This is a genomic window from Salinivibrio sp. IB868 (assembly GCF_001995655.1).
Classification (GTDB): Bacteria; Pseudomonadota; Gammaproteobacteria; order Enterobacterales; family Vibrionaceae; genus Salinivibrio; species Salinivibrio siamensis.
In genome coordinates this window covers 42,430-63,807 of the sequence record NZ_MUEW01000011.1, presented here as the reverse complement: position 1 = coordinate 63,807, position 21,378 = coordinate 42,430, and the positions used below count along the sequence as shown (strand labels likewise).

Here is a 21,378-nt window from a genome sequence, read left to right as displayed (position 1 = left end):
TCTGACTCGTGTTTAAATGACAAAACCGGGATCGAATAACATGCTCAAACAACCGGAGTTGAAAGGCTCAACCTTTACCCTTTCCGTCCTCCACCTCGTTGACGATAATTTTGCTGCCGCTGCCAATGTTTTGACAGAGAAAGTCACCCAAGCACCGGCCTTTTTTCAAGGCGCCCCTGTTGTCGCTGACATTAGCCGTCTATCACAATGTCCTGATATCGGTGCCTTAAAGCAGTGCTTACAGGCCACAGGCATGATTCTCGTCGGATTGACCGGCGTCACCCATAATGATACACGCGAGCTTGCGCTGAATGCGCAGCTAGCCGTGCTCAAGTCAAGCAAGCAATCCCGAGTTGCCGATCCGATTCAGCCGCCTGCCAAAGTGGTCACCGCCCCCGTGCGTTCAGGTCAGCAAATCTATGCGAAAAACGCCGATCTGGTGATCCTCAATCATGTCAGTGCCGGCGCGGAAGTGATAGCCGATGGCAGTATTCATATCTATGGCGTTTTGCGTGGCCGAGCTATTGCCGGCGCAAGTGGACAAAAGCAAGCGCGTATTTATTGTCAGAACCTTCAGTCAGAATTATTGTCAGTAGCAGGAAGCTATTGGCTCAGCGATAAAATTCCATCAGAACATTTAGAGCGACCTTCCATGGTCTCGCTTAATCAAGAAAGCTTACACATTGACCCCCTCACGCTATAAGAGAATAAGGAAGAGGAATGGCACGAATTATTGTAATTACTTCCGGTAAAGGCGGTGTTGGTAAAACAACATCGAGTGCGGCATTGGCGACCGGGTTGGCCATGACAGGCAAAAAAACCGCCGTGGTCGATTTTGATATTGGCCTACGTAACCTGGATTTGGTGATGGGCTGTGAGCGTCGGGTCGTCTATGACTTTGTCAATGTCATTAACGGCGAAGCCAATCTGCATCAAGCATTAATTAAAGACAAACGCGTAGACAATTTGTTTATTCTGCCAGCCTCACAAACACGCGATAAAGATGCGCTAACCAAAGACGGCGTGGAGCGGGTTCTAAAAGACATGGATGAGCTTGGCTTTGAATACATTATTTGCGACTCGCCCGCGGGCATTGAAGCCGGTGCATTAATGGCGCTGTATTTTGCTGACGAAGCGATTGTGACCACCAATCCAGAGGTTTCATCCGTACGCGACTCTGATCGGATTCTTGGTATTCTCGACTCCAAGTCACGCCGCGCAGAAAACGGCGAGGATCCGGTAAAACATCACTTATTACTCACTCGCTATAATCCTGCACGTGTGACCAACGGTGAAATGCTCAGTGTTGAGGATGTTGAAGATATCTTGCGTATTCCACTGTTAGGGGTCATCCCGGAGAGCCAGTCTGTGTTGCACGCCTCAAACAAAGGCGAGCCAGTGGTACTTGACCAAGAATCTGATGCAGGCCAAGCCTATGAAGATGCCATTGCGCGTCTGCTGGGTGAAGAGCGTCCCTTCCGCTTTATCGAGGAAGAGCGCAAAGGTTTCCTAAAACGCTTATTTGGAGGCTAATGTGGCACTGCTTGAATTCTTCCGCCCATCTAAGAAAAAGTCGGCCAATATTGCCAAAGAGCGTTTACAAATTATTGTTGCCGAGCGTCGCAGTGCAGATAGCCCAGCGCCGACTTATTTGCCTCAGCTCAAGCAAGATATTTTAGACGTGATCCGCAAATACGTGGATATCGCACCGGACCAAGTGTCTGTCAGCCTAGAGCAAGGCGATGATGACCTATCCGTCTTGGAGCTGAATGTCACCTTGCCCGAAGAGGGAAAAGAGAGCTAGATCTCAATCACAACGGGCTAATACACAAAGCGGTGGCTCAAGGCCACCGCTTTTGTTTATGCGTGAGATGATCACTATGCCCCTGGGGCGTTAGGGATCATCGTCAGCAATGTCTCACCCACTAACCGAAAGCGCCACCCCGAGGCTAAGTCAGGACGTTTGTCTTCTTGACGCTCCTCTCGCCATACCCAGGTAATCAATTGATTAAGCTGCTTTTTAGAACCAATAAACTCAGGCGCTAAGCCTGATTTATCTGCCTGGGCTTGCACCTGCTCCTTAATCGCTTTAATCACCGACTTATACCCAGGCTCATCGACTAAGCGTGTGATGGCCGGCGGGCATTTGGCTAACGGGGTTTTATCCGCTTGCGTGGCCAACGTGATCAAGGTTTGCGCGTGATAACGCACTTCAAATTTGTCGAACCCATGCTCGTTCATTTGCTCAACCGTACGAATACCATAACGCGCCATTTTCCAGAGGTTTTGCTCTTTAACGATAAAGTTGAGTGCCATATTCCGGCGGCGCGCTTCCTTAGCTCGCCACTTGGCAAGGGCTTGCAATACCGCTAACTGTTGAGGTTTAAGCTGCCACGCATATTTAATATCGAGATAAGCTGCTTCATCCGGCTTTACCCACTGCTTTTTGCGGCACAACAGGCCACACTCTTCTACCATTGCGTCATACCACGGTGTGTCGGATAGCGCTTGAGTCAGCGCTTGATAAAGCGGTAGCAAGTAATACACATCAGCGGCCGCATACTGTTTCTGCTTGTCCGTTAAGGGACGTGCACACCAATCAGTGCGCGACTCTCCTTTATCTAAGCTCACGCCGACATAACGCTCTACCAAGCTTGCGAAGCCCTCGGAGACGCCATGACCTAAAAAGGCGGCGACGATTTGCGTGTCTACCATGGGGGTTGGCAACACGCCCGCGTAGTGCTGAAAAACCTCTAAGTCTTCGCTACTCGCATGTAACACCTTGGTGACCTGGGTGTCAGTCAACAGCGCCCATAACGGAGAAAGATCATCAATGGCTAGCGGGTCAACCAGCACCAGTTGCTCGCCATCATAAATCTGGACCAGCCCCAATTGTGCATAAAAGGTACGCGTACGGACAAACTCGGTATCAAGCATCACAACGGCTTGGTCACGGAAATGTGCGCAGATATCGACCAGCTGTTGATCGGTGGTGATTTGTTGATAGTTCACAAAAAAGCCCATAAAGAAAATGCCGGCGAGGCCGGCATTTCGTGATTCGTTATCGACAGTTTACCCTTTTCTGGGTCGGTTCGCATTAAGCTGACGCTTTTTGCTCAGTGGCTTGCGGCTCATCGCGTAACTCTCGACGCAGAATTTTACCCACATTGGTTTTAGGCAGTTCATCTCTAAATTCCACGACACGTGGTACCTTGTAGCCAGTGAGGTGTTTGCGACAGTGCGCCACAAGATCATCTCGCGTAAGCGAAGGATCTTTTTTGACCACACAAATTTTAACCACTTCACCAGAATTCTCATCTGGCTGGCCAATGGCGGCCACTTCTAACACCTTGTCATGTAACGCAACGACATCTTCCACTTCATTAGGATACACATTAAAGCCAGAGACGAGGATCATGTCTTTTTTGCGATCGACAATATGCAAGAAACCATCATCATCGAACTGCACCACATCGCCAGTCGCTAACCAACCCTGTTCGTCGATACTGTCTCGTGTCGCCTCTGGACGATTCCAATACCCTTGCATCACTTGCGGGCCACGCACTAACAACTCACCCGGCTGGTTGTCCGCCACATCTTCACCCTGATCATCAACGATGCGCACCTCCGTCGATGGCACGGGCAACCCAATGGAGCCGTTGTAGTCACGTAAATCATAAGGATAGGCCGCAACCAGTGGCGAACACTCCGTCAACCCATATCCTTCGAGCAAATGCTTGCCAGTCAGCTTTTTCCAATTTTCCGCGACAGCCCTTTGCACGGCCATACCGCCACCGACGGTCAAGCGCAGGTTAGAAAAGTCCAACTCATGGAAATCTTCGTTATGGAGTAGCGCGTTAAACAGGGTATTCACGCCTGTAATGGCCGTAAACGGATACTTTTGTAGCTCTTTAACAAAACCTGGAATATCGCGTGGGTTGGTGATCAGTAGATTTTGTCCACCCATTTCAATAAACAAGAGGCAATTGACCGTGAGCGCAAATACGTGATAAAGCGGCAATGCAGTGACAACTAACTCCTCACCTGCATTGAGTACCGGCTGATACGTCCCTTTGGCTTGATAGACGTTAGCTAACATATTTCTATGCGTGAGTACGGCGCCTTTCGCTAACCCCGTGGTGCCACCGGTATATTGTAAAAATGCAATATCCTCGCCTTTCAAAAAAGGCTTCACATATTGCATACGTCGACCACGGCGCAGCGCTTGGCGCATCGAGGTCGCGTGCGGCAAATGATACTTAGGCACCATTTTTTTGACGTATTTGACTACAAAGTTAACCAGGGTCCCTTTGGCTCGTGGCAACTGTTCACCCAAACTGGTCAATACCACGTGTTTCACCGGCGTATTGTCGACCACTTTCTCTAACGTGTGAGCAAAGTTACTCACAATCACAATCGCCTTTGCCCCGGCGTCCGTTAATTGGTGCTCAAGCTCGCGAGGGGTGTACAACGGGTTAACGTTCACGGCGACACAACCGGCTCGTAAAATACCAAACAGGGCAATTGGGTATTGCAGCAAGTTCGGCATCATAATGGCAACGCGATCGCCTTTTTTCAGTTTCAGCTCGTTTTGTAGATAGGCTGCAAACGCACGGCTACGCTCTTCCAGTTTACGAAATGTCATGACCTGCCCCATATTAATGAAGGCAGTTTGATCCGCGTACTGCTGGACAGAATGTTCAAACATCTCGACCAGAGAGCGATGGGCATCTGGATCTATTTCCGCCGGCACATCCGACGGGTAACGATTAAGCCATACCTTTTCCACTGGCTTTCTCCTATGTGTTAACTTGCAGGCTATATTGCCTGCTTCGATCGACGCGAGGCATAATTCAAACAGGTGTTTAACCTGCCCACCATAGCGTTAACATTATTTTTACACGAGCATTTTAAGTGCGCGTTTGAATTTTGGTCACAAAATCCGTTATTAACGACACAGTTTGTTGCGGTTGCTGAAGGTGACAATGGTGTGTCCCGGGGATCTCAATGAGTGTCAATTGCTTAAACCACGTGGCTCGTTGCGCGGCATCGGCAGAGCGCAGCGCAGGATACCCATCTGTCGCGCGAATCGCCAGCACAGGGCATTCAATCGCTCGAATAATCGACTCTCCATGGCCGGGCGCCATTCGATACAGTGGCTCACCACGAAGCTTAGGATCATGACGCCAACGTACACCATGACCGCATGTCTCGATCCCGCGTGCTACCAGTGGCATCAGTGACTGACAGGCGACTTTATTAATGGATGCGCGCAATTGTAGCGCCTTAATCGCAGAATCAAAGAGACGTGGGGGTTTTTGCGCTGAATTTAAGCGCTGATTGAGACTTTTCGCGATGCGTTCGGTGATTTTATGTTCAGGTTCAACAATGGGCCCCAACGCTTCTATCGAGACAACCCCCGCGATCGACTCAGGAAAACTGGCCGCGTAACAGCTAGCCACTAACCCTCCCAATGAGTGCCCCACCAATATGACGGGTCCCTTTTTCTCAGGTTGCGAACAAAGTGTTTGGTGAAGCACTTGATGCAAGCTGTCTAGATAATCAAAAAACGGGTAGTGATAATCCCCGGTTTTGTGCTCAGACAAACCGTGCCCGGGCCAATCAAACATAAGTAACCCGTAGTCTTGAGGCAGCATGGGGATCAGCGAATCAAAACTCGCCAGGTTGTCTTGCCAGCCATGTAAAAAAACCAATGTTGGCGCTAAGCCGTTTGCTGGGCGTCTTGCCGCGGCCACTGTCACATCATTAAGTCGAATCGAGGTCGGCGTTAAGCCAGACGATAACCCGAGTGCTGCCGGATCAGACGCCAATAATGCCTCGAGAGCCTCCGTCAATGGCGGTGTCATCATCACAATCACATACAAGGGCTAATAAGGTAAGCTAATCACGCTTTGCACCCGTCCCGTGCCGACGCCAATGCGCACTCGGGAGCAGTACAAGCCGTAGCAATAAGGTCTGTCATCATCAACCACATGCTGTTCAATATCCCAAAGCTGGTGCCCTGTTACCCTAAGCACGGGGTAATCATAGGAATAATCCCCCACTTTTCCCGCTTGACGGCCCTGAAACTCGCCCAACACCGTTATCGGCCGGCCTTTGGCATAATCAGCCGGTTCAATAAAGCCAGTAAAAATCGCTTTGAAGCGCCCAAGCGACGAGGCATCGATATCGGGCCGACCCGCTGTCGACGTTGGCACCGCCACTATTTCAACCACAGAGTCCTGTTCACGGTTATTCACCCCAACGATCAAGCCACCAAGGCGCACCTCTTCCCCTTGGTTTGCCTCTGTCATTTTCGCGACCACCGGGTATTCGGTCACGGGCTGGTCCATCCGGCCTTTTAGGGACTCAGGCAAACTTGTACAGCCACTCAGTAGTAACATGCCGCATAAAACTAACAGGTAAGACTTCATATCAGGCTCCTTTCGCGCCACATCACACATAGATATCGACGCCTACTAAGTTGATCAGTTCCTCTCGCCTGGCTTGATTTAACACCGCGAAGTAGGAAGCCATCGCTTGACGGCCGCGGCCATCCGGCAAATCATATTGCACGTACGCTTGTTTCGCCTGTTCTGCTTGCGCAATCGCGGCGGGGTCGACACGCTGGCGAACCGCCTTAGCCACTTGCGTCGTCTTGGGCGTTTGTTTGCGCGTCGTTTGCGGCTTTTTGCCCGCACGCTGGGGATGGTTAGGCCGGTTTGTCTGTGGGGAGGATACACCGTTAATCGATACCATATTCACGTCCTATGCTGCCGGCCTCATGGTGGTTATTCGCGCCCGGGTAACTTTTTCCAAGTGACTTTATCCCGCAGATACGTGGGGCTAGCAAGCTCCGCAGCGACTGTGTCTCCCGCACGATACGCCTGCTTAGCAATCTCCAGCATATCTTGTGCTTGGGGGTATAACACCTCTGACGGCGCTGTCTGCAATGCTAAGCGTGTTGCCAGATCAGGATAGGCTGCCCATCCGGTTCCTGCCAATGTCCACACCCCCTCGGTGCACTCAGGGGTGAATGCGTCCGGGGCGACGACCCTCTCTTCACCGACACACTGCCATACGCCAGCGTCAGTCCGCAGATATTGGCCAACATAGAGTTCACCCATACGCGCATCAATCGCCGTCAATACGCGCGTCGCATTATGTAAGCGACCGCTTTGTGCTGCCATCGCTGCCAATGTTGAAACGCCAATCATTGGGAGATCTGCACCAAACGCTAGACCTTGTGCAATTCCGATGCCAATACGGACGCCTGTGAAACTCCCCGGCCCGCGGCCAAACGCGAGTGCATCCAATTGCGTCAATGTTAGGCCCGCTTCTGCCAATACCTCGTCGACCATGGGTAGGATCTTGTTGGTATGCTCACGCGGTGCAATTTCGCTGCGTGTGATAATCTGATCATCACAGCACAGTGCGACAGAGCAGTTTTCGGTCGCCGTATCTACGGCCAATATTCGTAGCGTCATTTAACCCTCTATCGGTTGATCTAATAAATGCGATTGCATCGTGTTGCTGTCGGTGTCACTGCCCGACAAAAAATCGTCAATGTGGTGTAAATCCCGCGTGCGAGGGATCGCCGGCAAGCTGCGCAAAAAGGTTGCGCCGTATGCGCGGGTCACCAATCGGTTGTCACAAATAACCAGTGCACCAAAATCTTGTTGATCCCGAATGAGACGCCCCACCCCTTGCTTTAGGGTGATCACCGCTTCGGGGATCTGTACCTGAGCAAAGGGATCGCCCCCTTGCAGTTTACAATCTTCTATTCGTGCTTTTAATAAAGGATCATCGGGGGAAGCAAACGGGAGTTTATCGATGATCACACAACTGAGCGCTTGTCCACGCACATCAATGCCTTCCCAAAAGGCGCCCGTCGCCACCAGCAACGCATTGCCCAACGACAAATACTCCGCCAATAAGCGCTGCTTGGGCATCTCTCCTTGCATGAGGACGGGCAATGACAGCTGCTCACGAAACAAGGCTGACAGCTCTCGTACCATTTGATGTGACGTACACAGGAAAAAGCAACGCCCTTGGTTACGTTCAATCACCGGTCCCAATAATGCGGCAAGTTTGTTGGCACGACGAAAACTATTGGTTTCCGGTACATGACGAGGCACGCAAAGCCTCGCTTGATTGGGGTAGTCAAAGGGGCTTTCCAATGTCATTTGTTGCTTAGCATCAATCCCGAGACGGTGATTAAAATGCGCGAAGTCGCCCTCAACGGCCAAGGTAGCGGAGGTAAAAATCCAAGCGCCGCCCTGTTCGGCCATTTGCTCACGAAAACGATCCGCCACCGATAAGGGGGTAATATTGAGGCTAAAGTGGTGACGAGTACACTCGTACCAATAAGAGTACCCGGTGATTGAGGTATCTTTTAAGCGTGCAAGCCGCGCTTTAAATAAGGTGATGCGATCAAATGCAGCGTCAAGCAATTGACTGCGGCCGAGTGATAATTTCACCACGTCATGCGCAAGATCGAGCGCATCTGATAACCGTACCAGTTCTTTCTCTACGCTGGGCGACGTCTGTAATTCGCGCCAGTTACCTCGGTATCCAGGCTCGCCCATCACCAAGCGCATATCCATCGCAGCTTGCGAGAGGCGATCAGCAACTTTTTCCAGTTGACGCGTGTCTCGTAACTCAGTGCGATAGGCGATATGAATGTCTTTGGCAACATCTTGCAGCTGCCGGCTAGATAGAGATTGGCCAAAATACTGACTGGCAATGTCCGGAAGCTGATGCGCCTCATCAAACACCATCACGTCTGCTTCTGGGATGAGCTCGCCAAACCCCGTTTCTTTGATGGCAACATCCGCTAAAAATAGGTGATGGTTGACCACCACCACGTCGGCATCCATCGCACGACGCCGCGCTTTGACCACATAACAGTCTTCATAACTTGGACAGTCTTTACCAAGGCAATTGTCATTGGTGGACGTCACCACAGGGATCAGTGGGCTGTCTTCAGCCAGTGCGTCACATTCACTCAGATCACCCGACTCGGTATAGGACGACCACTCGCGAATTTTAACCAGCTGACTCAATTGCCCAGGCTCGCTGTCGGGGCGGTGGCACTCACTAATTTGTCGCTCGAGTCGCTCTGGGCACAGGTAATTGACTCGGCCTTTCAATAAGGCGGTGGTTCCTGTATAGCCCAAGGCTGACTTCATCAGCGGTAAGTCTCGATGGTAGAGCTGCTCTTGCAGATTTTTCGAGCCCGTGCTGATGATGGCCTTTTTACCACTTAATAAAACAGGCGCCAGATAGGCATAGGTTTTCCCGGTTCCTGTGCCCGCTTCCACCACGAGCTGGCCTTGGTCACGAATTGCCGCATCAACAGCAATCGCCATATCTGTTTGCGGCTGGCGAGGCACAAAACCATCAATCGCTTTGGCCAGCGCACCGGTGTCTGAGAAAACCTTACGGATCATTGTATAAATACACAGGGGGAAAGCCGCCATTATGCCAAACCCCTCTTCGGGATGAAACCACTCCCCTGAGAAACCGATGGCGCATCGTAAAATCACTTTGACCTTGCGGCTGAGACAGGGTACAACCGAGGGTTTAGTCATCAGCAGTACACGACCAACATGGAACGAAAAACACTTCTCACGGACTGTCCTGACGCCCAAGGGCTCATCGCGACCATCACCAACATTTGCTATAAACATCAGCTCAACATTATTCACAACCGAGAGTATGTCGATAATGTCACTGGGCAGTTTTATATGCGCACTGAGCTGGAGGGGATTTTTAACGATCACACCCTGCTTCTCGACCTTGACCATGCGCTACCACCTGGCAGCCAGCGCCAGCTGATTAGCTCGCGCCGCAAACGCGTCGTCATCATGGTCACCAAAGAATCCCACTGCCTCGGCGACATTTTAATGAAAGCCTATGATGGCTCGCTCGAGATTGATATTGCAGCGGTAGTCGGTAACTACGACAAACTACAACATCTGACTGAGCGCTTTGATATCCCTTTTCATTATGTCAGCCATGAGGGCCTAAGCCGAGAAGAGCACGAGCAAGCCATGCTCAAAGCGATTCAACCCCATCAGCCTGACTACATCATTCTAGCGAAATACATGCGGGTTCTGACGCCTGACTTTGTTGCCCAATATCCGCATCGCATCATCAATATTCATCACAGCTTTTTGCCCGCATTTATCGGTGCCCGTCCATACCATCAAGCGTTTGAGCGTGGGGTCAAAATCATTGGTGCCACCGCCCACTTTGTCACCAATGACTTGGACGAAGGGCCGATTATTGGCCAAGACGTGATTCATGTTGATCACAGCTTTAGCGCACAAGATATGGCCAAAGCAGGCCGCGACGTGGAAAAAAGTGTGCTAAGTCAAGCAATTGAATGTGTTGTCGAAGACCGGGTATTTGTCCATGGCAATAAAACCGTGATCTTGTAAAACGACAACATTGGTTGAGCCAGTGCTCAAGCACTGGCTTCGCTAGCAATAATTTGCGCGAGTGAATAAGGATGAAACTTCACGCAAACACCATTTTGCTTAAACGCGATGGTTGGATTGGCCAACCGCTCTCCCGCAACCTGTGGCTCACTGTGTTTAACCGTTATCTCGCTCAGCTTTGCTGCGCGCGCGAGTAAGCCTGGAAACTGCACGTGTAACGCGTCTTCAAGCCCTGATAGGGTGGCATGGCGGCAAGGAACCACAAACTCCATATGTTCCCAGTTTTGAAAAGGATAGGTTTTGTGGTGAGGAAACGGCAATTCCACTAAATCAGTTTGCCAGACACCAAAGTGTAATGGGGTATCAAGCTGATAAATATGGATCGGCCGCTGGTTGACCATCGCCTGTGATATTAATTGCCCCTGTTCGCTTAGATGGCCGGCAAGCGATTGTGTTAACACGCTATCATTGGTACGGATCGCAACGTGATCAAGCGTTAACTGGGTACAATCAATCGCCAGCGTTTCCAGCAACTGATTGATTTTATCTGTAAAAGTTGCTTGATCTCGCATCAGGGATACCCAATTGCTGGCATCATGCATAGTGACCTCTCAAGGTTTTATAGTGCTCGTTGTCTTCCAGTCGCGAAAGATATCAAGGATGGCGTTGAATAACTATTGCCAATGCCTGCTGTTTTATGGGTATCATTAGGGCTAATCCGCGTCGATTGACGTCATGGTTCGCAACAATACAGCATCCCGCCAACACTGTGTTTGCACGCTTGGTTACGTGGCAGTGCAGTGTTGGCGGATTCTTGTATTAATAAGCTGGAAGCCCACATAACGGGTCGTTCATAATCAGCCCGGCTAGTAGTAAAGGTAAGCAAGTGAATATTCAAAGTCTTCTTAACGAAAAAGTGTCTGCCGCGATGGTTGCGGCGGGTGCGCCTGAGGGCACACCAGCGGCAGTGCGTCAGTCTGCGAAGCCACAATTTGGTGACTATCAAGCGAATGGAGTCATGGGAGCAGCCAAAAAGCTCGGCACGAACCCCCGTGAGTTTGCTCAACACGTTTTGGATGCGCTCGACCTCGGTGATATGGCGAGCAAAACAGAAATTGCCGGCCCAGGCTTTATCAATATCTTCCTTAACGATCAGTGGTTAGCCAAACAGGCAGATGCCGCCCTGTCGGACGCACGTTTAGGTGTCGATAAACAAGACACACAAAACATTGTGGTGGACTATTCAGCCCCTAACGTGGCAAAAGAAATGCACGTTGGCCACCTTCGCTCCACTATCATTGGTGACGCCGTTGTACGCACCCTAGAATTTTTAGGCCACAACGTGACCCGTGCCAATCATCTCGGTGATTGGGGGACACAGTTCGGTATGCTCATTGCCAACCTCGAGTTACATGAGTCACGCGGTGACGATGTCTCCATGGAACTGGGTGATATCGAAAACTTCTATCGTGAATCCAAAGCCCGCTACGACGAAGATGAAGCTTTCGCCGCCACAGCGCGCGACTACGTGGTTCGCCTGCAACGCGGTGACGCCTACTGCAAAGAAAAGTGGGAAAAGCTTGTCAAAGTAACGTTGGAGCAAAACCAACGTAACTATGATCGCCTGAATGTCTCATTGAGCAATAAAGATGTGATGGGCGAAAGTCTGTATAACGATATGCTGCCCGGTATTGTTGAAGACTTAAAAGCCAAAGGGATTGCCGTAGAAGATGATGGCGCACAAGTTGTCTTCCTTGACGAGTACAAAAACAAAGACGGCGAGCCAATGGGTGTGATCATCCAAAAACGTGATGGTGGCTATTTGTACACCACCACTGATATTGCTTGTGCCAAATATCGTTACGAGCAATTCAACGCTGACCGTGTGCTCTACTTTATTGACTCACGTCAGCACCAGCATCTCATGCAAGCTTGGACCATTGTGCGCAAAGCGGGCTATGTGCCGGATTCGGTCAGTCTTGAGCATCACGCGTTTGGCATGATGCTCGGCAAAGACGGTAAACCTTTCAAAACCCGCTCTGGGGGCACAGTCCGCCTCGCTGACTTACTCGATGAAGCAGAAACACGAGCCAAGGCACTGATCGCAGAGAAAAATCCAGATATGGATGCTGATACGCAGCGAGATATCTCAACCACGGTCGCGATGGCAGCCGTCAAGTATGCCGATCTGTCAAAGCATCGTACCACGGATTATATCTTCGACTGGGATCATATGCTGGCCTTCGAGGGCAACACCGCCCCCTATATGCAGTATGCCTATACCCGTGTGGCGTCAGTCTTTGCCAAGTCTGGGGTTGACCGTGATGCACTCGACGGTGAAATGCTCATTGAGCATGAGAAAGAAAAAGCGCTGGTCGCCAAACTGCTTCAGTTTGAAGAAGCGGTTAAATCAGTCGCGCGAGAGGGTCAGCCTCACTTAATGTGTAGCTACCTATTTGAACTGGCTGGTCTATTCTCAAGCTTCTACGAAGCATGCCCTATCCTGCTTTCTGAAGGGAATACGCGCCAAAGCCGCCTAAGAATGGCTGCATTGACGGCCAAAACCATCAAGCAAGGCCTAGATCTGTTGGGTATCAACACGCTTGAGCGCATGTAACAAGGTTAGATGATCCTTGTTGTGCGGATAAGCACAGAAGAAGGGCGCCCACTGGTTGCAAGTGGGCGCCTTTTTTATCCCTGACCAAAATGCTGATCCGTTTCGCTAAGCCACAATCGTTCCTCGGGAGTCGATAACCGTCCCATCACCGCATTGCGATGAGGAAATCGACCAAAGGTAGTAATAATGTCGTAGTGCTGGCGTGCGTAATCAAAGCATTGCTCGTACCAAGCTTTTGCCTCCCCACTCACTCGCTGACGCAGTTGATCAAACCGAAACAGTGCTTCTTCTTGGTCTGCTTCTTCTTCAGCATGCTCCAAGGGAAGATAGAAAAACACCCGTTGAAGCGGGGTCAAGACTTGGTCGTCACCTTTCGCAAGCCCTGCCTTACAGAGAGCCAATGCCAAGGCATCATACCGATATGCTGCCGCCAACCCGCGATATAAGTTTCGGGGGAATTGATCGAGCAGAATAATCAATGCCAAACGCCCCTCTGCGGTCTGGGCCCAGTCATTTAATGCGCCCGCGCCGGCCGCACTGACCCAAGATTGGAATCGCTCGCGAATCGCCTCATCAACGTCTGGACTACCGCCAAACCATCGTGCCTGCGAGGCGGACGAAGGAACCCACTCACTACGCTCGTCGCCAAACCAAAAAGCTAGGACGTCTTGATAATGCATGCCACCTCCTCTCGCGTTCGTCGACACATTTGGCTTCAACATTGTGTTAAGCGTACTTGGTGTTAAGCGTACTTGCTTTTTGTTTCTTATGAGGCGAATCCTCCTATTCGGTGAGGAGTTTGTGACCCAAAAGCAAGTTGTGATGTAAGCTATGTGCTCGCATTGCAATAAGGAGTCTGTATGTCCTTTGTTCTCCACTCACGATTAGCCGCCGATAGCGCTTATGTCGGTGATTTCTCACTTTGTCAGTTGCGCCTTGCGCATGCCGATATTGGTCCATGGCTCTTGCTGATCCCACGTAAGCAGGACATCGAAGAAATTCACCACCTTGACGATACTGAGCAGCACTCGCTGTGGCAAGAGTCGGCCATAGTGGCGCGCTGTCTTGAGCGTCTATTCTCCCCTGACAAGCTCAATATCGCCGCAATCGGCAACCTAGTTCCCCAGCTCCATCTCCACCATGTTGCTCGGTTTAAAACGGATCCGGTATGGCCAAATCCGATTTGGGGCCACCTACAAGTGGGGCATCGTCCTCACGAGCAAGCACAGCCCCTCATCCAACAGCTGAGGGAGACACTCGCCGCCAGTGGGTTAGTCGTCAATGGGTAAGTGCACTTCGTTATTTTCGTCAAAATCAGAAAAAAGGAAATAAAAGCAATAATTATCAATACCTTAACCTTAATCCTGTCAAGATGCGATTGGCGGTTTAGTCATAACGACTCAAGCGCAAATTACGGTATATTGATGCCGCTGGTTGAGACAATACACGCCTGACCAGCCCGTTTTTTACCAGGGCGGGCTCCCCGCCCTCGGCAGCAAGCGAAGGTGTCGTTGACACCCGTGGCATGGCTCCCCGGCTATGCCACGTTTTCTTTTACGCGCATTTCCCCCTGGGTTTCAGGTCAACAGCCCAACCTAATCACGTATATCTGCCACGGTCATATCGGTCGTCGTGCGTCGATACTGCGAAGGACTGACACCAAAGTAGCTTTTAAACCGTTGACTAAAGTAAGCCGGATCGCGATATCCGCACGCCTCAGCCACATCCGCAACCGAATACCCGTGCTGCAAGCGCGCAGCGGCATCACTCAGTCTTTTCTGCGTCACATAAGCGGTCACTGTCACACCAAAATACTGTCGACACTTACGTTGCAAATTACGCTCAGACATCGCTAACGCGCTTGCTACCTGAGCCATTGAAAAGTCAGGATCTTGGTACTTGGCCGCGATAACTTTCTCAAACTCGGCTGTCCATCGCTGATTGGCTTGGTCTGAAGCCAGCGCCAGTGATGAGGGCGATTCAAATCCGATAGGATATGTGACATCCGAGATTTCATCCAGCGGCCCGGAGATGGGCACGCTCGATGTCTCTATGTGCACCGCCGACAAGTGACGTTGTCTCAAGGCTAAGATGACAGCCGCAAGAACCAGGCTCACAAAGCAGGCCAGTACCATGCCATTGATAATGTGAGGCAACAGAGGAAGAGAGACAGAGATATCTAACACAGTATGGGAAGCACCATCACGCGGGATAGCAATACGTAATTGATAGTGCCCTCCCACCATATTGGCCAAAGAAATCGTATCACTGCCGGTCTGCTGCCAAGCGGCCAGTTTGTCAGCCATTGGCTGGCCAGCGTGCTGATAAGGCACGAGCTGGTAATGCACGCGTGTCACTTGTCGTTCTGGTGGCCAACTCCCCCACGCTAGATAGGCGGGGCTTTGCTCTAGTAATGTCACCGCTGTTTGCTGTCGAGGGCCAATACGCCAACGCTTGCGTTGCTGCCAAACCGCACCAATCACAACACTTGGCGGTTTACGCAGAGAAAACGCCAATTGGTCAGTATCTATCTGGTAGGTATAATCCCCTGCCAACAGAGTGAGTTGATGGGGTTGGGTCGCGTAGCAGGCCACTTTTTCTGCATCAGATGGGAGGCGAAATGTGCGCACGAACCCTCGTGGGGCAATGTGTACCAATGCTTGGTTACTGTACGCCCATACGCCGTCGCGGTTACCAGTGACACAGTGGAATCGCTCATCGGGTAGCGATAAATAAACCAATGACGCGGCGTCTGGGGCGCTAGGATCGTATTGATACACACCGCGCGCACTGGTGAGCCATAAACGACCTCGTTCATCGGTATACATATCCTGCACAGGCAGTCGGTCTTTCGCCAAGGGGACCGGCTTAAAATGACCGTCTCGATAACGGGTTAAGCCATTCTGGTCACGGATCCATACACTGCCGCGACCATCATCGTAAAAGCCTAACACCTCACCCGCGTGATGGGTCTGCCATCGCGTGCCATAACTGACCAATGTCTGTGTGTCCGGCCAGTAGCGCATCACCTGATCGTCAACCGATAACCAGATGGTGCCCTCGGCATCAGTATACAAATGCTCAGCGGGCAAGGTTGCCAACTGGTCGGGTATGACGATGCTTGCCCCTGTTTTCGTATTGATCCCTTTTGTACCTGACGGTGTTGACCACCAAAGGCGCTGACCGTCTCGGGTGGCACTGAGGTATTCACCACTTGGTGCATCCGAAGTCCATGGTACAGTGCGATACCCACTTAAATCGCGCCAACTGCCTCTCTCTAGCCCCCAAGGGTTACTCTGCGCCATAAAACCATGGGTAAGCACGCTGGGAAACGCACGGTGTTGATGAGTGATCCAACGCTGGCCCGGCGCACGATAACGTGCAGCCTGATCGGTTGAAAACCAGATCCCCCCTTCAAAATCTGCCCATAAAAAAGTGATGCTTTGGCCTGCTATGCCCTGAGAGCCTGGCTGCCAAACAGGCGTCGCGACACCGTCTAGGGAAAGTCGAAATAACCCGTTATGATTGGCGGCCCACAACCCGCCCGAGCCGACCGTCATTCTTTGGTAGCCTCCACGCGTATTCAACACGTGTTGTGCTTTTACTTGATCGCCCGATAATGCCAGTAGATAAACACGCTTTTCGGTACTGATCCATGCTCTGTCTTGTTTCGCCGTGATCGCTGTAATCGGCGTAGAAAAGCGTGTCAGTTGACGCACACCCGCGTCACTGAGTTGGTATAAGCTTGTCCCGACCGCAAACAATCGATGACCCGCAGTAAACCAAACACTATCAGCACGCCACGGACCCGTTCGCCACACGTGAAATGCCTTATCTTCCCGTTGATAGACGCTTATCTGGCCGCTTTGGATGTGCCATAGCGTATTATTGATCGTCGCCAGTCGTGGCGATTGGGGGGGACGAGGCCCATGATCAGCGCTTGTCTGTGCAACGGCATCGGGCAACGGGAAAGCGGTAAGCGTATTGGTACTTGGCTGGAAACGATAAACATGTTGCCTTCCTGCCATCCAAAGCGCCTGGTGAGCATAAGCAATGGTCAGGATCTTTTCATCAGGCAAGGTCAGGGCGTCGTTGAGTGGATGGCGCTGATGACCATCAAAAAAATGAATGCGTCCTTGGTTATCCAACAGCCACATACCACCAGATGACTGCACCGCCACATCGCGAACATCACCGAGGCCATTGAGACCGCCGTATGATTGAAACGATGTGAGCAAGGGATCATGCGCCTGCAAAGGTAGGCAAGGAAAGATGAGAGCCAGCCATAACAAACAGAGACATCGGCGTTTCATGTACGAGAAGAGAGACAGGTTGCAGGATTCAGTAGCGTAGTGTCCTGCGACCTGCCCCTAAATAAAACCCTGCAACCCTAAATGTGAGCTAGGCCTCACATAATTGATACCCATTACCCATTTAATCGCTGCGCCAACGCCTGATGTGCACGTTTAGCTTGACGCTGGAACCCATTACGCTCGCCATTAGGAACGGGGTGCGCCTCAGGCAGCGGTACCTTCATCGCGTTGACCGGGTGACCGTATTTGAGCAATTCAAAATGAAGATGAGGCCCCGTTGAGCGACCGGTATTACCACTTAATCCGATTCGTTGTCCCATCGACACATGATCGCCCGGCTTCACTAAAATCCGATGCAAATGTAAATATCGCGTTGAATACTCACGCCCGTGTTTAATCACCACGTAATTACCCGCTAGCGGGTGTTTACGCGCTTTAACGACAACACCATCACCGGCGGCCAATACTGAGGTACCCACTGGCGTCGCGAAGTCAGTGCCATTGTGCGGTGAAATACGCCCGGTGATCGGGTGTTTACGATGTGGGTTAAACGATGAGCTAATACGATAGCGCTTGGCAGTGGGGTAACGACGGAGCGCACGATCAAGGCTTTGCCCCTTCTGATCATAAAAGCGTCCATCATGATGACGATAGACAAAAATGTCTCGACTGCCCGATTTGTAGAGCATGGCCGTGACCTTACCCGATGACACGGGTTTATTGTCGATGAACTCTCTGTTTACTTGTACCGCAAACTGATCGCCGCGACGAGATTGACGTCCAAAGTCAAAACGCCACTGTAACGCCGAGACCAGATTTTGAATCTGATTAGGTGTGAGCCCAGCTTGGCGCGCCTGCTGATAAAAGCTACTGTTCACCCGTCCAATCAAGGTCACACTCTCAAACTCGCCTTTGGTTTCCAAGCGCTGATAGTCAACGGTACCTTGATCGAACTGGTAATAGTCGCGGTATTTAATCGATTGATAAACGGTGAACGTCAGCAATCGACCTTCCTCGTCAACTTGCCATTCCATTTTTTGTCCGCGGCGAATATCGCCGGCTTTATCGTTCACATCCAGCATTTGGTAGAGCTGACCGATAGCGAGACCATACTGTGAGAAGATCTCACCGAGTGTATCCCCTGCCGCGACGGTGTGGTGATGGACACGCGGCGCCTCAGATGTGATGTCTTGCTCGAGCGCATCTTCAGGCACACTCAAGGCAGGATCGTTTGCATCCATGCCTTGCTCAATCGGTTCACTGTGATCCACTGTCGCCGGCGCTTGGTGTTGGTTGACCGCCGGCAACGGTTGCCGTTCTTTGGGAGAAAAAGGATGGGGCTGCCACATGAGGGCAGCGCCAACCAAAAGAGATAATGAAGCCAGGGCCAGCTTGTGCTGGCGAGGAAGTCTGGCTGTCACAGCGAGCCAGTTAGTCAGTAGTTTCATGCTTTAAACAACGTGTGAAACGATTTCCTAAATCTTTTAAAAACACCTGATAGCTATCAGGCGCTACCGGAATTGATGTCGCCAATGGATCTAAGGCAAGTACATTGACGTCATTATGTCGTGTCACAGCATCAATCAGTGCGGGATTAAACTGCGGCTCAGTGAAGATACAGGTCGCATCATGATTAAGCAAACCTCGGCGAATCGTCACCAGGGTTTTCGCCCCAGGCTTTTGACTTGGATCAACCGTAAAATGTCCTGTTTTTTCGAGGCCAAAAGCATCCTCAAAGTAACCATAGGCATCATGGAAGACAAAATACCCTGACTGAATACGGGTGGCGAGGTCTTGCTGAATATCGGCAACGGTTTGATCGAGCTTATCATTGAAACGAGTCAGGTTGGCTTGGTATTGCTCTGCTTTACCGGGAGCGGCTTCAATCAATGCCTCTGTAATAGCTTGTGCCGCCACTCGAGTCGTTTTGGGTCCCAGCCAAAGGTGCGGGTCAATATTGTGCTCGCCATGATCGTGTCCATGATGATGATGGTGCCCGCCATCAAAATGGCGCAACGGCATATTCTCGACCTGTGTCAAGGTCAATACAGAAGGTTTATCCGCCAACAATTTAGAAAGAAAAAGCTCTAGCTCGGGTCCCACCCAAATCGTCACATCCGCTTGATTTAAACCGCGTATGTCCGATGGCTTTAGCGCATAGCTATGCGGTGACGCCCCCGGCGGCAACAACACATCGACGGTATCATCTTGTGTCACAAGTCCTGCCGCGATCAGCTGTAAAGGCTTAATCGATGTCATTACCGACGTGGCTTGCGCGGGCAATGCCAGTAGTAGTGCAATAAATACCCCAATAATACGCGCCATCATCTTTCCTCTCATTCTTATGTTTTCTCACTGGCTATAAATGTTATAATATAACAATTCCAATTCACAATGCTTTTTTCACTATGACTGACTCGCTAGTCTCGCTCGATGCGGTGACGGTGACCTTCAATGGCCGCCATGTGCTGGATAAGGTTTCGATGCAACTAAAGCGCGGGCAAATTACCACGCTAATTGGCCCCAATGGCGCCGGGAAATCGACGCTTGTCAAAGCACTGATCGGTTTAGTTAAGCCGAGCGCCGGCACAGTACAAATAGCCCGAGACGTAAAAATCGGTTACGTACCTCAGAAGTTGCAGTTAAATCAAACTCTGCCGCTAACGGTTGATCGGTTTATTCGTCTGGGAACACGCTATACCAATGCGCAGATTAGCCAGGCGCTACATACGGTCAATGCCGAGTCCTTGCAATATGCGAATATGCATACCCTCTCCGGCGGTGAAACGCAACGCGTCCTACTCGCCCGCGCCATTTTAAAGCACCCTGATGTGTTGGTGTTAGATGAGCCAGTGCAAGGGGTTGATGTCAGCGGTCAATTGGAGATGTATAGCCTGATCAGTCAATTACGTGATAGCCTTGGGTGCGCGGTACTCATGGTGTCGCATGACTTGCATTTAGTAATGGCTAAAACCGATGAAGTGATTTGTTTGCAGCATCATGTCTGCTGCTCCGGTGAGCCCGATGCCATTTCGCAGCACCCTTCTTATGTGGCGATGTTTGGTCGCCAAACCAGTGAGCAACTCGCGCTATATCACCACCACCATCATCATAAACATGATCTTGCAGGGCAACCTGTAAGCTGCGAACACCAAGAGCATCATCATGATTGAGTTCTTACTTGCCCCTATCATGGGCGGCTTATTGATCGCCGCCATTGCCGGCCCTTTGGGCTCATTTGTGGTCTGGCGACGTATGGCCTACTTTGGCGATACCCTCGCTCACGCCTCACTACTCGGTTTAGCGTTAGGCTTTCTGCTGCAAATCGACTTAAACCTCGCACTCGTGATCACCTGCTTACTCCTGGCGGTTTTATTGGTGGGACTACAGCGCCAACACCTGGTCTCGACTGATACCTTGCTCGGTATATTGGCTCACAGTGCCCTGTCATTGGGGTTAGTGTCAGTAAGCTTTTTGGACAACATGCGCGTCGATCTCATGGCCTATTTGTTTGGCGATTTGTTGGCGGTCTCTTTTGCCGATCTCACTTTACTCGCCATTGGCGCGTGCTTAACACTCGGGGTACTCGCGTATTTCTGGGAGCAGTTACTGTCGATGACAGTCAGCGAAGAGCTTGCCAAGGTAGAAGGTATTGCAGTAGAAAAGCTGCGGCTGTTATTGATGCTACTGATTGGTTTGGTCATTGCGTTGGCGATGAAATTTGTCGGGGCATTAATTATTACCTCTATGCTAATCATTCCCGCGGCAACGGCACGGCGCATCGCCTCAACACCAGAGCAAATGGCCTCGTTTGCTAGCCTCATTGGGATGGCTGCGGTGCTGCTAGGTATGGCAGGCTCTTGGTTTTATGATACGCCCGCTGGCCCATCTGTGGTGGTTGCAGCAGCCAGTGTCTTTATGTTGGCGCAGTTATTGCCGAATCGCTCGCACTAAGCCCTAACCACTTATTATGTTTTCTATATCAAAAAGCCGCTCATATGAG

At 51.0% G+C, this 21,378-nt stretch carries 20 protein-coding genes; 8 read left to right on the top strand and 12 right to left on the bottom strand.

The features are described from left to right. Window positions 1-40 precede the first annotated feature (40 nt). From minC to minE, 3 genes are read left to right on the top strand one after another with little or no spacing between them, the layout of a single operon-like run. Window positions 41-703, top strand: coding sequence for a septum site-determining protein MinC (gene minC, locus BZG20_RS12435; RefSeq protein ID WP_077579212.1), 663 nt, complete (start codon window positions 41-43; stop codon window positions 701-703). Window positions 704-720: 17 nt separating this feature from the next. Next, a complete protein-coding gene (gene minD / locus BZG20_RS12430; RefSeq protein WP_046073535.1) occupies window positions 721-1,533 on the top strand; it encodes a septum site-determining protein MinD in 813 nt (270 codons plus the stop codon). A gap of 1 nt (window position 1,534) precedes the next feature. Further along, window positions 1,535-1,804, top strand: a complete 270-nt coding sequence (gene minE / locus BZG20_RS12425; RefSeq protein ID WP_046073536.1) for a cell division topological specificity factor MinE — start codon at window positions 1,535-1,537, stop codon at window positions 1,802-1,804. Window positions 1,805-1,878: 74 nt separating this feature from the next. On the opposite strand, the gene rnd is transcribed toward minE, so the two are convergent. The 7 genes from rnd to BZG20_RS12390 form a co-directional block, all read right to left on the bottom strand. Then, window positions 1,879-3,012: a ribonuclease D gene (gene rnd, locus BZG20_RS12420; RefSeq protein WP_046073844.1), complete on the bottom strand. Its 1,134-nt coding sequence runs from the start codon at window positions 3,010-3,012 to the stop codon at window positions 1,879-1,881. A gap of 85 nt (window positions 3,013-3,097) precedes the next feature. Continuing rightward, window positions 3,098-4,789 (bottom strand): long-chain-fatty-acid--CoA ligase FadD, encoded by a 1,692-nt coding sequence (gene fadD / locus BZG20_RS12415; RefSeq protein ID WP_077579211.1) that lies wholly within the window; start codon window positions 4,787-4,789, stop codon window positions 3,098-3,100. 121 nt (window positions 4,790-4,910) lie between these two features. Beyond that, complete coding sequence (locus tag BZG20_RS12410) at window positions 4,911-5,870, bottom strand: alpha/beta hydrolase (protein WP_241828638.1); 960 nt, start codon at window positions 5,868-5,870, stop codon at window positions 4,911-4,913. An 18-nt stretch (window positions 5,871-5,888) separates the two neighbouring features. Continuing rightward, window positions 5,889-6,434, bottom strand: coding sequence for a Slp family lipoprotein (locus tag BZG20_RS12405; protein ID WP_158010043.1), 546 nt, complete (start codon window positions 6,432-6,434; stop codon window positions 5,889-5,891). A gap of 22 nt (window positions 6,435-6,456) precedes the next feature. Then, window positions 6,457-6,759, bottom strand: a complete 303-nt coding sequence (locus BZG20_RS16280; protein ID WP_046073539.1) for a hypothetical protein — start codon at window positions 6,757-6,759, stop codon at window positions 6,457-6,459. Window positions 6,760-6,791: 32 nt separating this feature from the next. After that, complete coding sequence (gene tsaB, locus BZG20_RS12395) at window positions 6,792-7,487, bottom strand: tRNA (adenosine(37)-N6)-threonylcarbamoyltransferase complex dimerization subunit type 1 TsaB (RefSeq protein ID WP_077579209.1); 696 nt, start codon at window positions 7,485-7,487, stop codon at window positions 6,792-6,794. Then, window positions 7,488-9,452: an ATP-dependent DNA helicase gene (locus tag BZG20_RS12390; RefSeq protein ID WP_046073541.1), complete on the bottom strand. Its 1,965-nt coding sequence runs from the start codon at window positions 9,450-9,452 to the stop codon at window positions 7,488-7,490. Between the two features lie 159 nt (window positions 9,453-9,611). Here BZG20_RS12390 and purU point away from each other — a divergent pair, with 159 nt between their 5' ends. After that, window positions 9,612-10,445, top strand: coding sequence for a formyltetrahydrofolate deformylase (gene purU, locus BZG20_RS12385; RefSeq protein ID WP_046073542.1), 834 nt, complete (start codon window positions 9,612-9,614; stop codon window positions 10,443-10,445). Between the two features lie 26 nt (window positions 10,446-10,471). Here purU and BZG20_RS12380 read toward each other — a convergent pair whose 3' ends face one another. Then, window positions 10,472-11,017, bottom strand: coding sequence for a VOC family protein (locus tag BZG20_RS12380; protein ID WP_158010042.1), 546 nt, complete (start codon window positions 11,015-11,017; stop codon window positions 10,472-10,474). Between the two features lie 314 nt (window positions 11,018-11,331). On the opposite strand from BZG20_RS12380, the gene argS reads away from it, so the two are divergent. Further along, window positions 11,332-13,062: an arginine--tRNA ligase gene (argS, locus tag BZG20_RS12375; protein WP_046073544.1), complete on the top strand. Its 1,731-nt coding sequence runs from the start codon at window positions 11,332-11,334 to the stop codon at window positions 13,060-13,062. A 74-nt stretch (window positions 13,063-13,136) separates the two neighbouring features. On the opposite strand, the gene BZG20_RS12370 is transcribed toward argS, so the two are convergent. Beyond that, window positions 13,137-13,742 carry a DUF924 family protein gene (locus BZG20_RS12370; RefSeq protein WP_046073545.1) on the bottom strand — a complete coding sequence of 202 codons (606 nt, stop codon included), beginning with the start codon at window positions 13,740-13,742 and terminating at the stop codon, window positions 13,137-13,139. A 180-nt stretch (window positions 13,743-13,922) separates the two neighbouring features. On the opposite strand from BZG20_RS12370, the gene BZG20_RS12365 reads away from it, so the two are divergent. Then, window positions 13,923-14,351 (top strand): HIT domain-containing protein, encoded by a 429-nt coding sequence (locus BZG20_RS12365; RefSeq protein ID WP_077579207.1) that lies wholly within the window; start codon window positions 13,923-13,925, stop codon window positions 14,349-14,351. Window positions 14,352-14,657: 306 nt separating this feature from the next. Here the strand turns inward: BZG20_RS12365 and BZG20_RS12360 are convergent, their stop codons facing one another. From BZG20_RS12360 to znuA, 3 genes are all read right to left on the bottom strand, one after another. Then, entirely contained in the window at window positions 14,658-17,300 is a 2,643-nt protein-coding gene (locus tag BZG20_RS12360) for an AraC family transcriptional regulator (protein ID WP_158010041.1), read from the bottom strand. A 188-nt stretch (window positions 17,301-17,488) separates the two neighbouring features. Beyond that, a complete protein-coding gene (gene mepM / locus BZG20_RS12355; protein ID WP_077579205.1) occupies window positions 17,489-18,823 on the bottom strand; it encodes a murein DD-endopeptidase MepM in 1,335 nt (444 codons plus the stop codon). After that, window positions 18,807-19,703: a zinc ABC transporter substrate-binding protein ZnuA gene (gene znuA, locus BZG20_RS12350; RefSeq protein WP_231637394.1), complete on the bottom strand. Its 897-nt coding sequence runs from the start codon at window positions 19,701-19,703 to the stop codon at window positions 18,807-18,809. The genes mepM and znuA overlap by 17 nt, the downstream gene beginning before the upstream one ends. A gap of 80 nt (window positions 19,704-19,783) precedes the next feature. Between znuA and znuC the strand changes: the two genes are divergently transcribed. Continuing rightward, complete coding sequence (gene znuC, locus BZG20_RS12345; RefSeq protein ID WP_077579204.1) at window positions 19,784-20,548, top strand: zinc ABC transporter ATP-binding protein ZnuC; 765 nt, start codon at window positions 19,784-19,786, stop codon at window positions 20,546-20,548. Continuing rightward, the gene (znuB, locus tag BZG20_RS12340) at window positions 20,541-21,329 is read left to right on the top strand and encodes a zinc ABC transporter permease subunit ZnuB (RefSeq protein ID WP_077579203.1); all 789 of its coding nucleotides are present in this window, start codon (window positions 20,541-20,543) and stop codon (window positions 21,327-21,329) included. Before znuC ends, znuB begins: the two co-directional genes overlap by 8 nt. The last annotated feature ends 49 nt before the right edge of the window (window positions 21,330-21,378 follow it).

Coding starts and splice junctions, on each gene's coding strand:
- minC (WP_077579212.1), top strand. CDS start 41: ATGCTCAAACAACCGGAGTTGAAAGGCTCAACCTTTACCCTTTCCGTC.
- minD (WP_046073535.1), top strand. CDS start 721: ATGGCACGAATTATTGTAATTACTTCCGGTAAAGGCGGTGTTGGTAAA.
- BZG20_RS12410 (WP_241828638.1), bottom strand. CDS start 5,870: ATGATGACACCGCCATTGACGGAGGCTCTCGAGGCATTATTGGCGTCT.
- BZG20_RS12405 (WP_158010043.1), bottom strand. CDS start 6,434: ATGAAGTCTTACCTGTTAGTTTTATGCGGCATGTTACTACTGAGTGGC.
- BZG20_RS16280 (WP_046073539.1), bottom strand. CDS start 6,759: ATGGTATCGATTAACGGTGTATCCTCCCCACAGACAAACCGGCCTAAC.
- tsaB (WP_077579209.1), bottom strand. CDS start 7,487: ATGACGCTACGAATATTGGCCGTAGATACGGCGACCGAAAACTGCTCT.
- BZG20_RS12390 (WP_046073541.1), bottom strand. CDS start 9,452: ATGATCCGTAAGGTTTTCTCAGACACCGGTGCGCTGGCCAAAGCGATT.
- purU (WP_046073542.1), top strand. CDS start 9,612: ATGGAACGAAAAACACTTCTCACGGACTGTCCTGACGCCCAAGGGCTC.
- BZG20_RS12380 (WP_158010042.1), bottom strand. CDS start 11,017: ATGCGAGATCAAGCAACTTTTACAGATAAAATCAATCAGTTGCTGGAA.
- BZG20_RS12370 (WP_046073545.1), bottom strand. CDS start 13,742: ATGCATTATCAAGACGTCCTAGCTTTTTGGTTTGGCGACGAGCGTAGT.
- BZG20_RS12365 (WP_077579207.1), top strand. CDS start 13,923: ATGTCCTTTGTTCTCCACTCACGATTAGCCGCCGATAGCGCTTATGTC.
- mepM (WP_077579205.1), bottom strand. CDS start 18,823: ATGAAACTACTGACTAACTGGCTCGCTGTGACAGCCAGACTTCCTCGC.
- znuA (WP_231637394.1), bottom strand. CDS start 19,703: ATGATGGCGCGTATTATTGGGGTATTTATTGCACTACTACTGGCATTG.
- znuC (WP_077579204.1), top strand. CDS start 19,784: ATGACTGACTCGCTAGTCTCGCTCGATGCGGTGACGGTGACCTTCAAT.
- znuB (WP_077579203.1), top strand. CDS start 20,541: ATGATTGAGTTCTTACTTGCCCCTATCATGGGCGGCTTATTGATCGCC.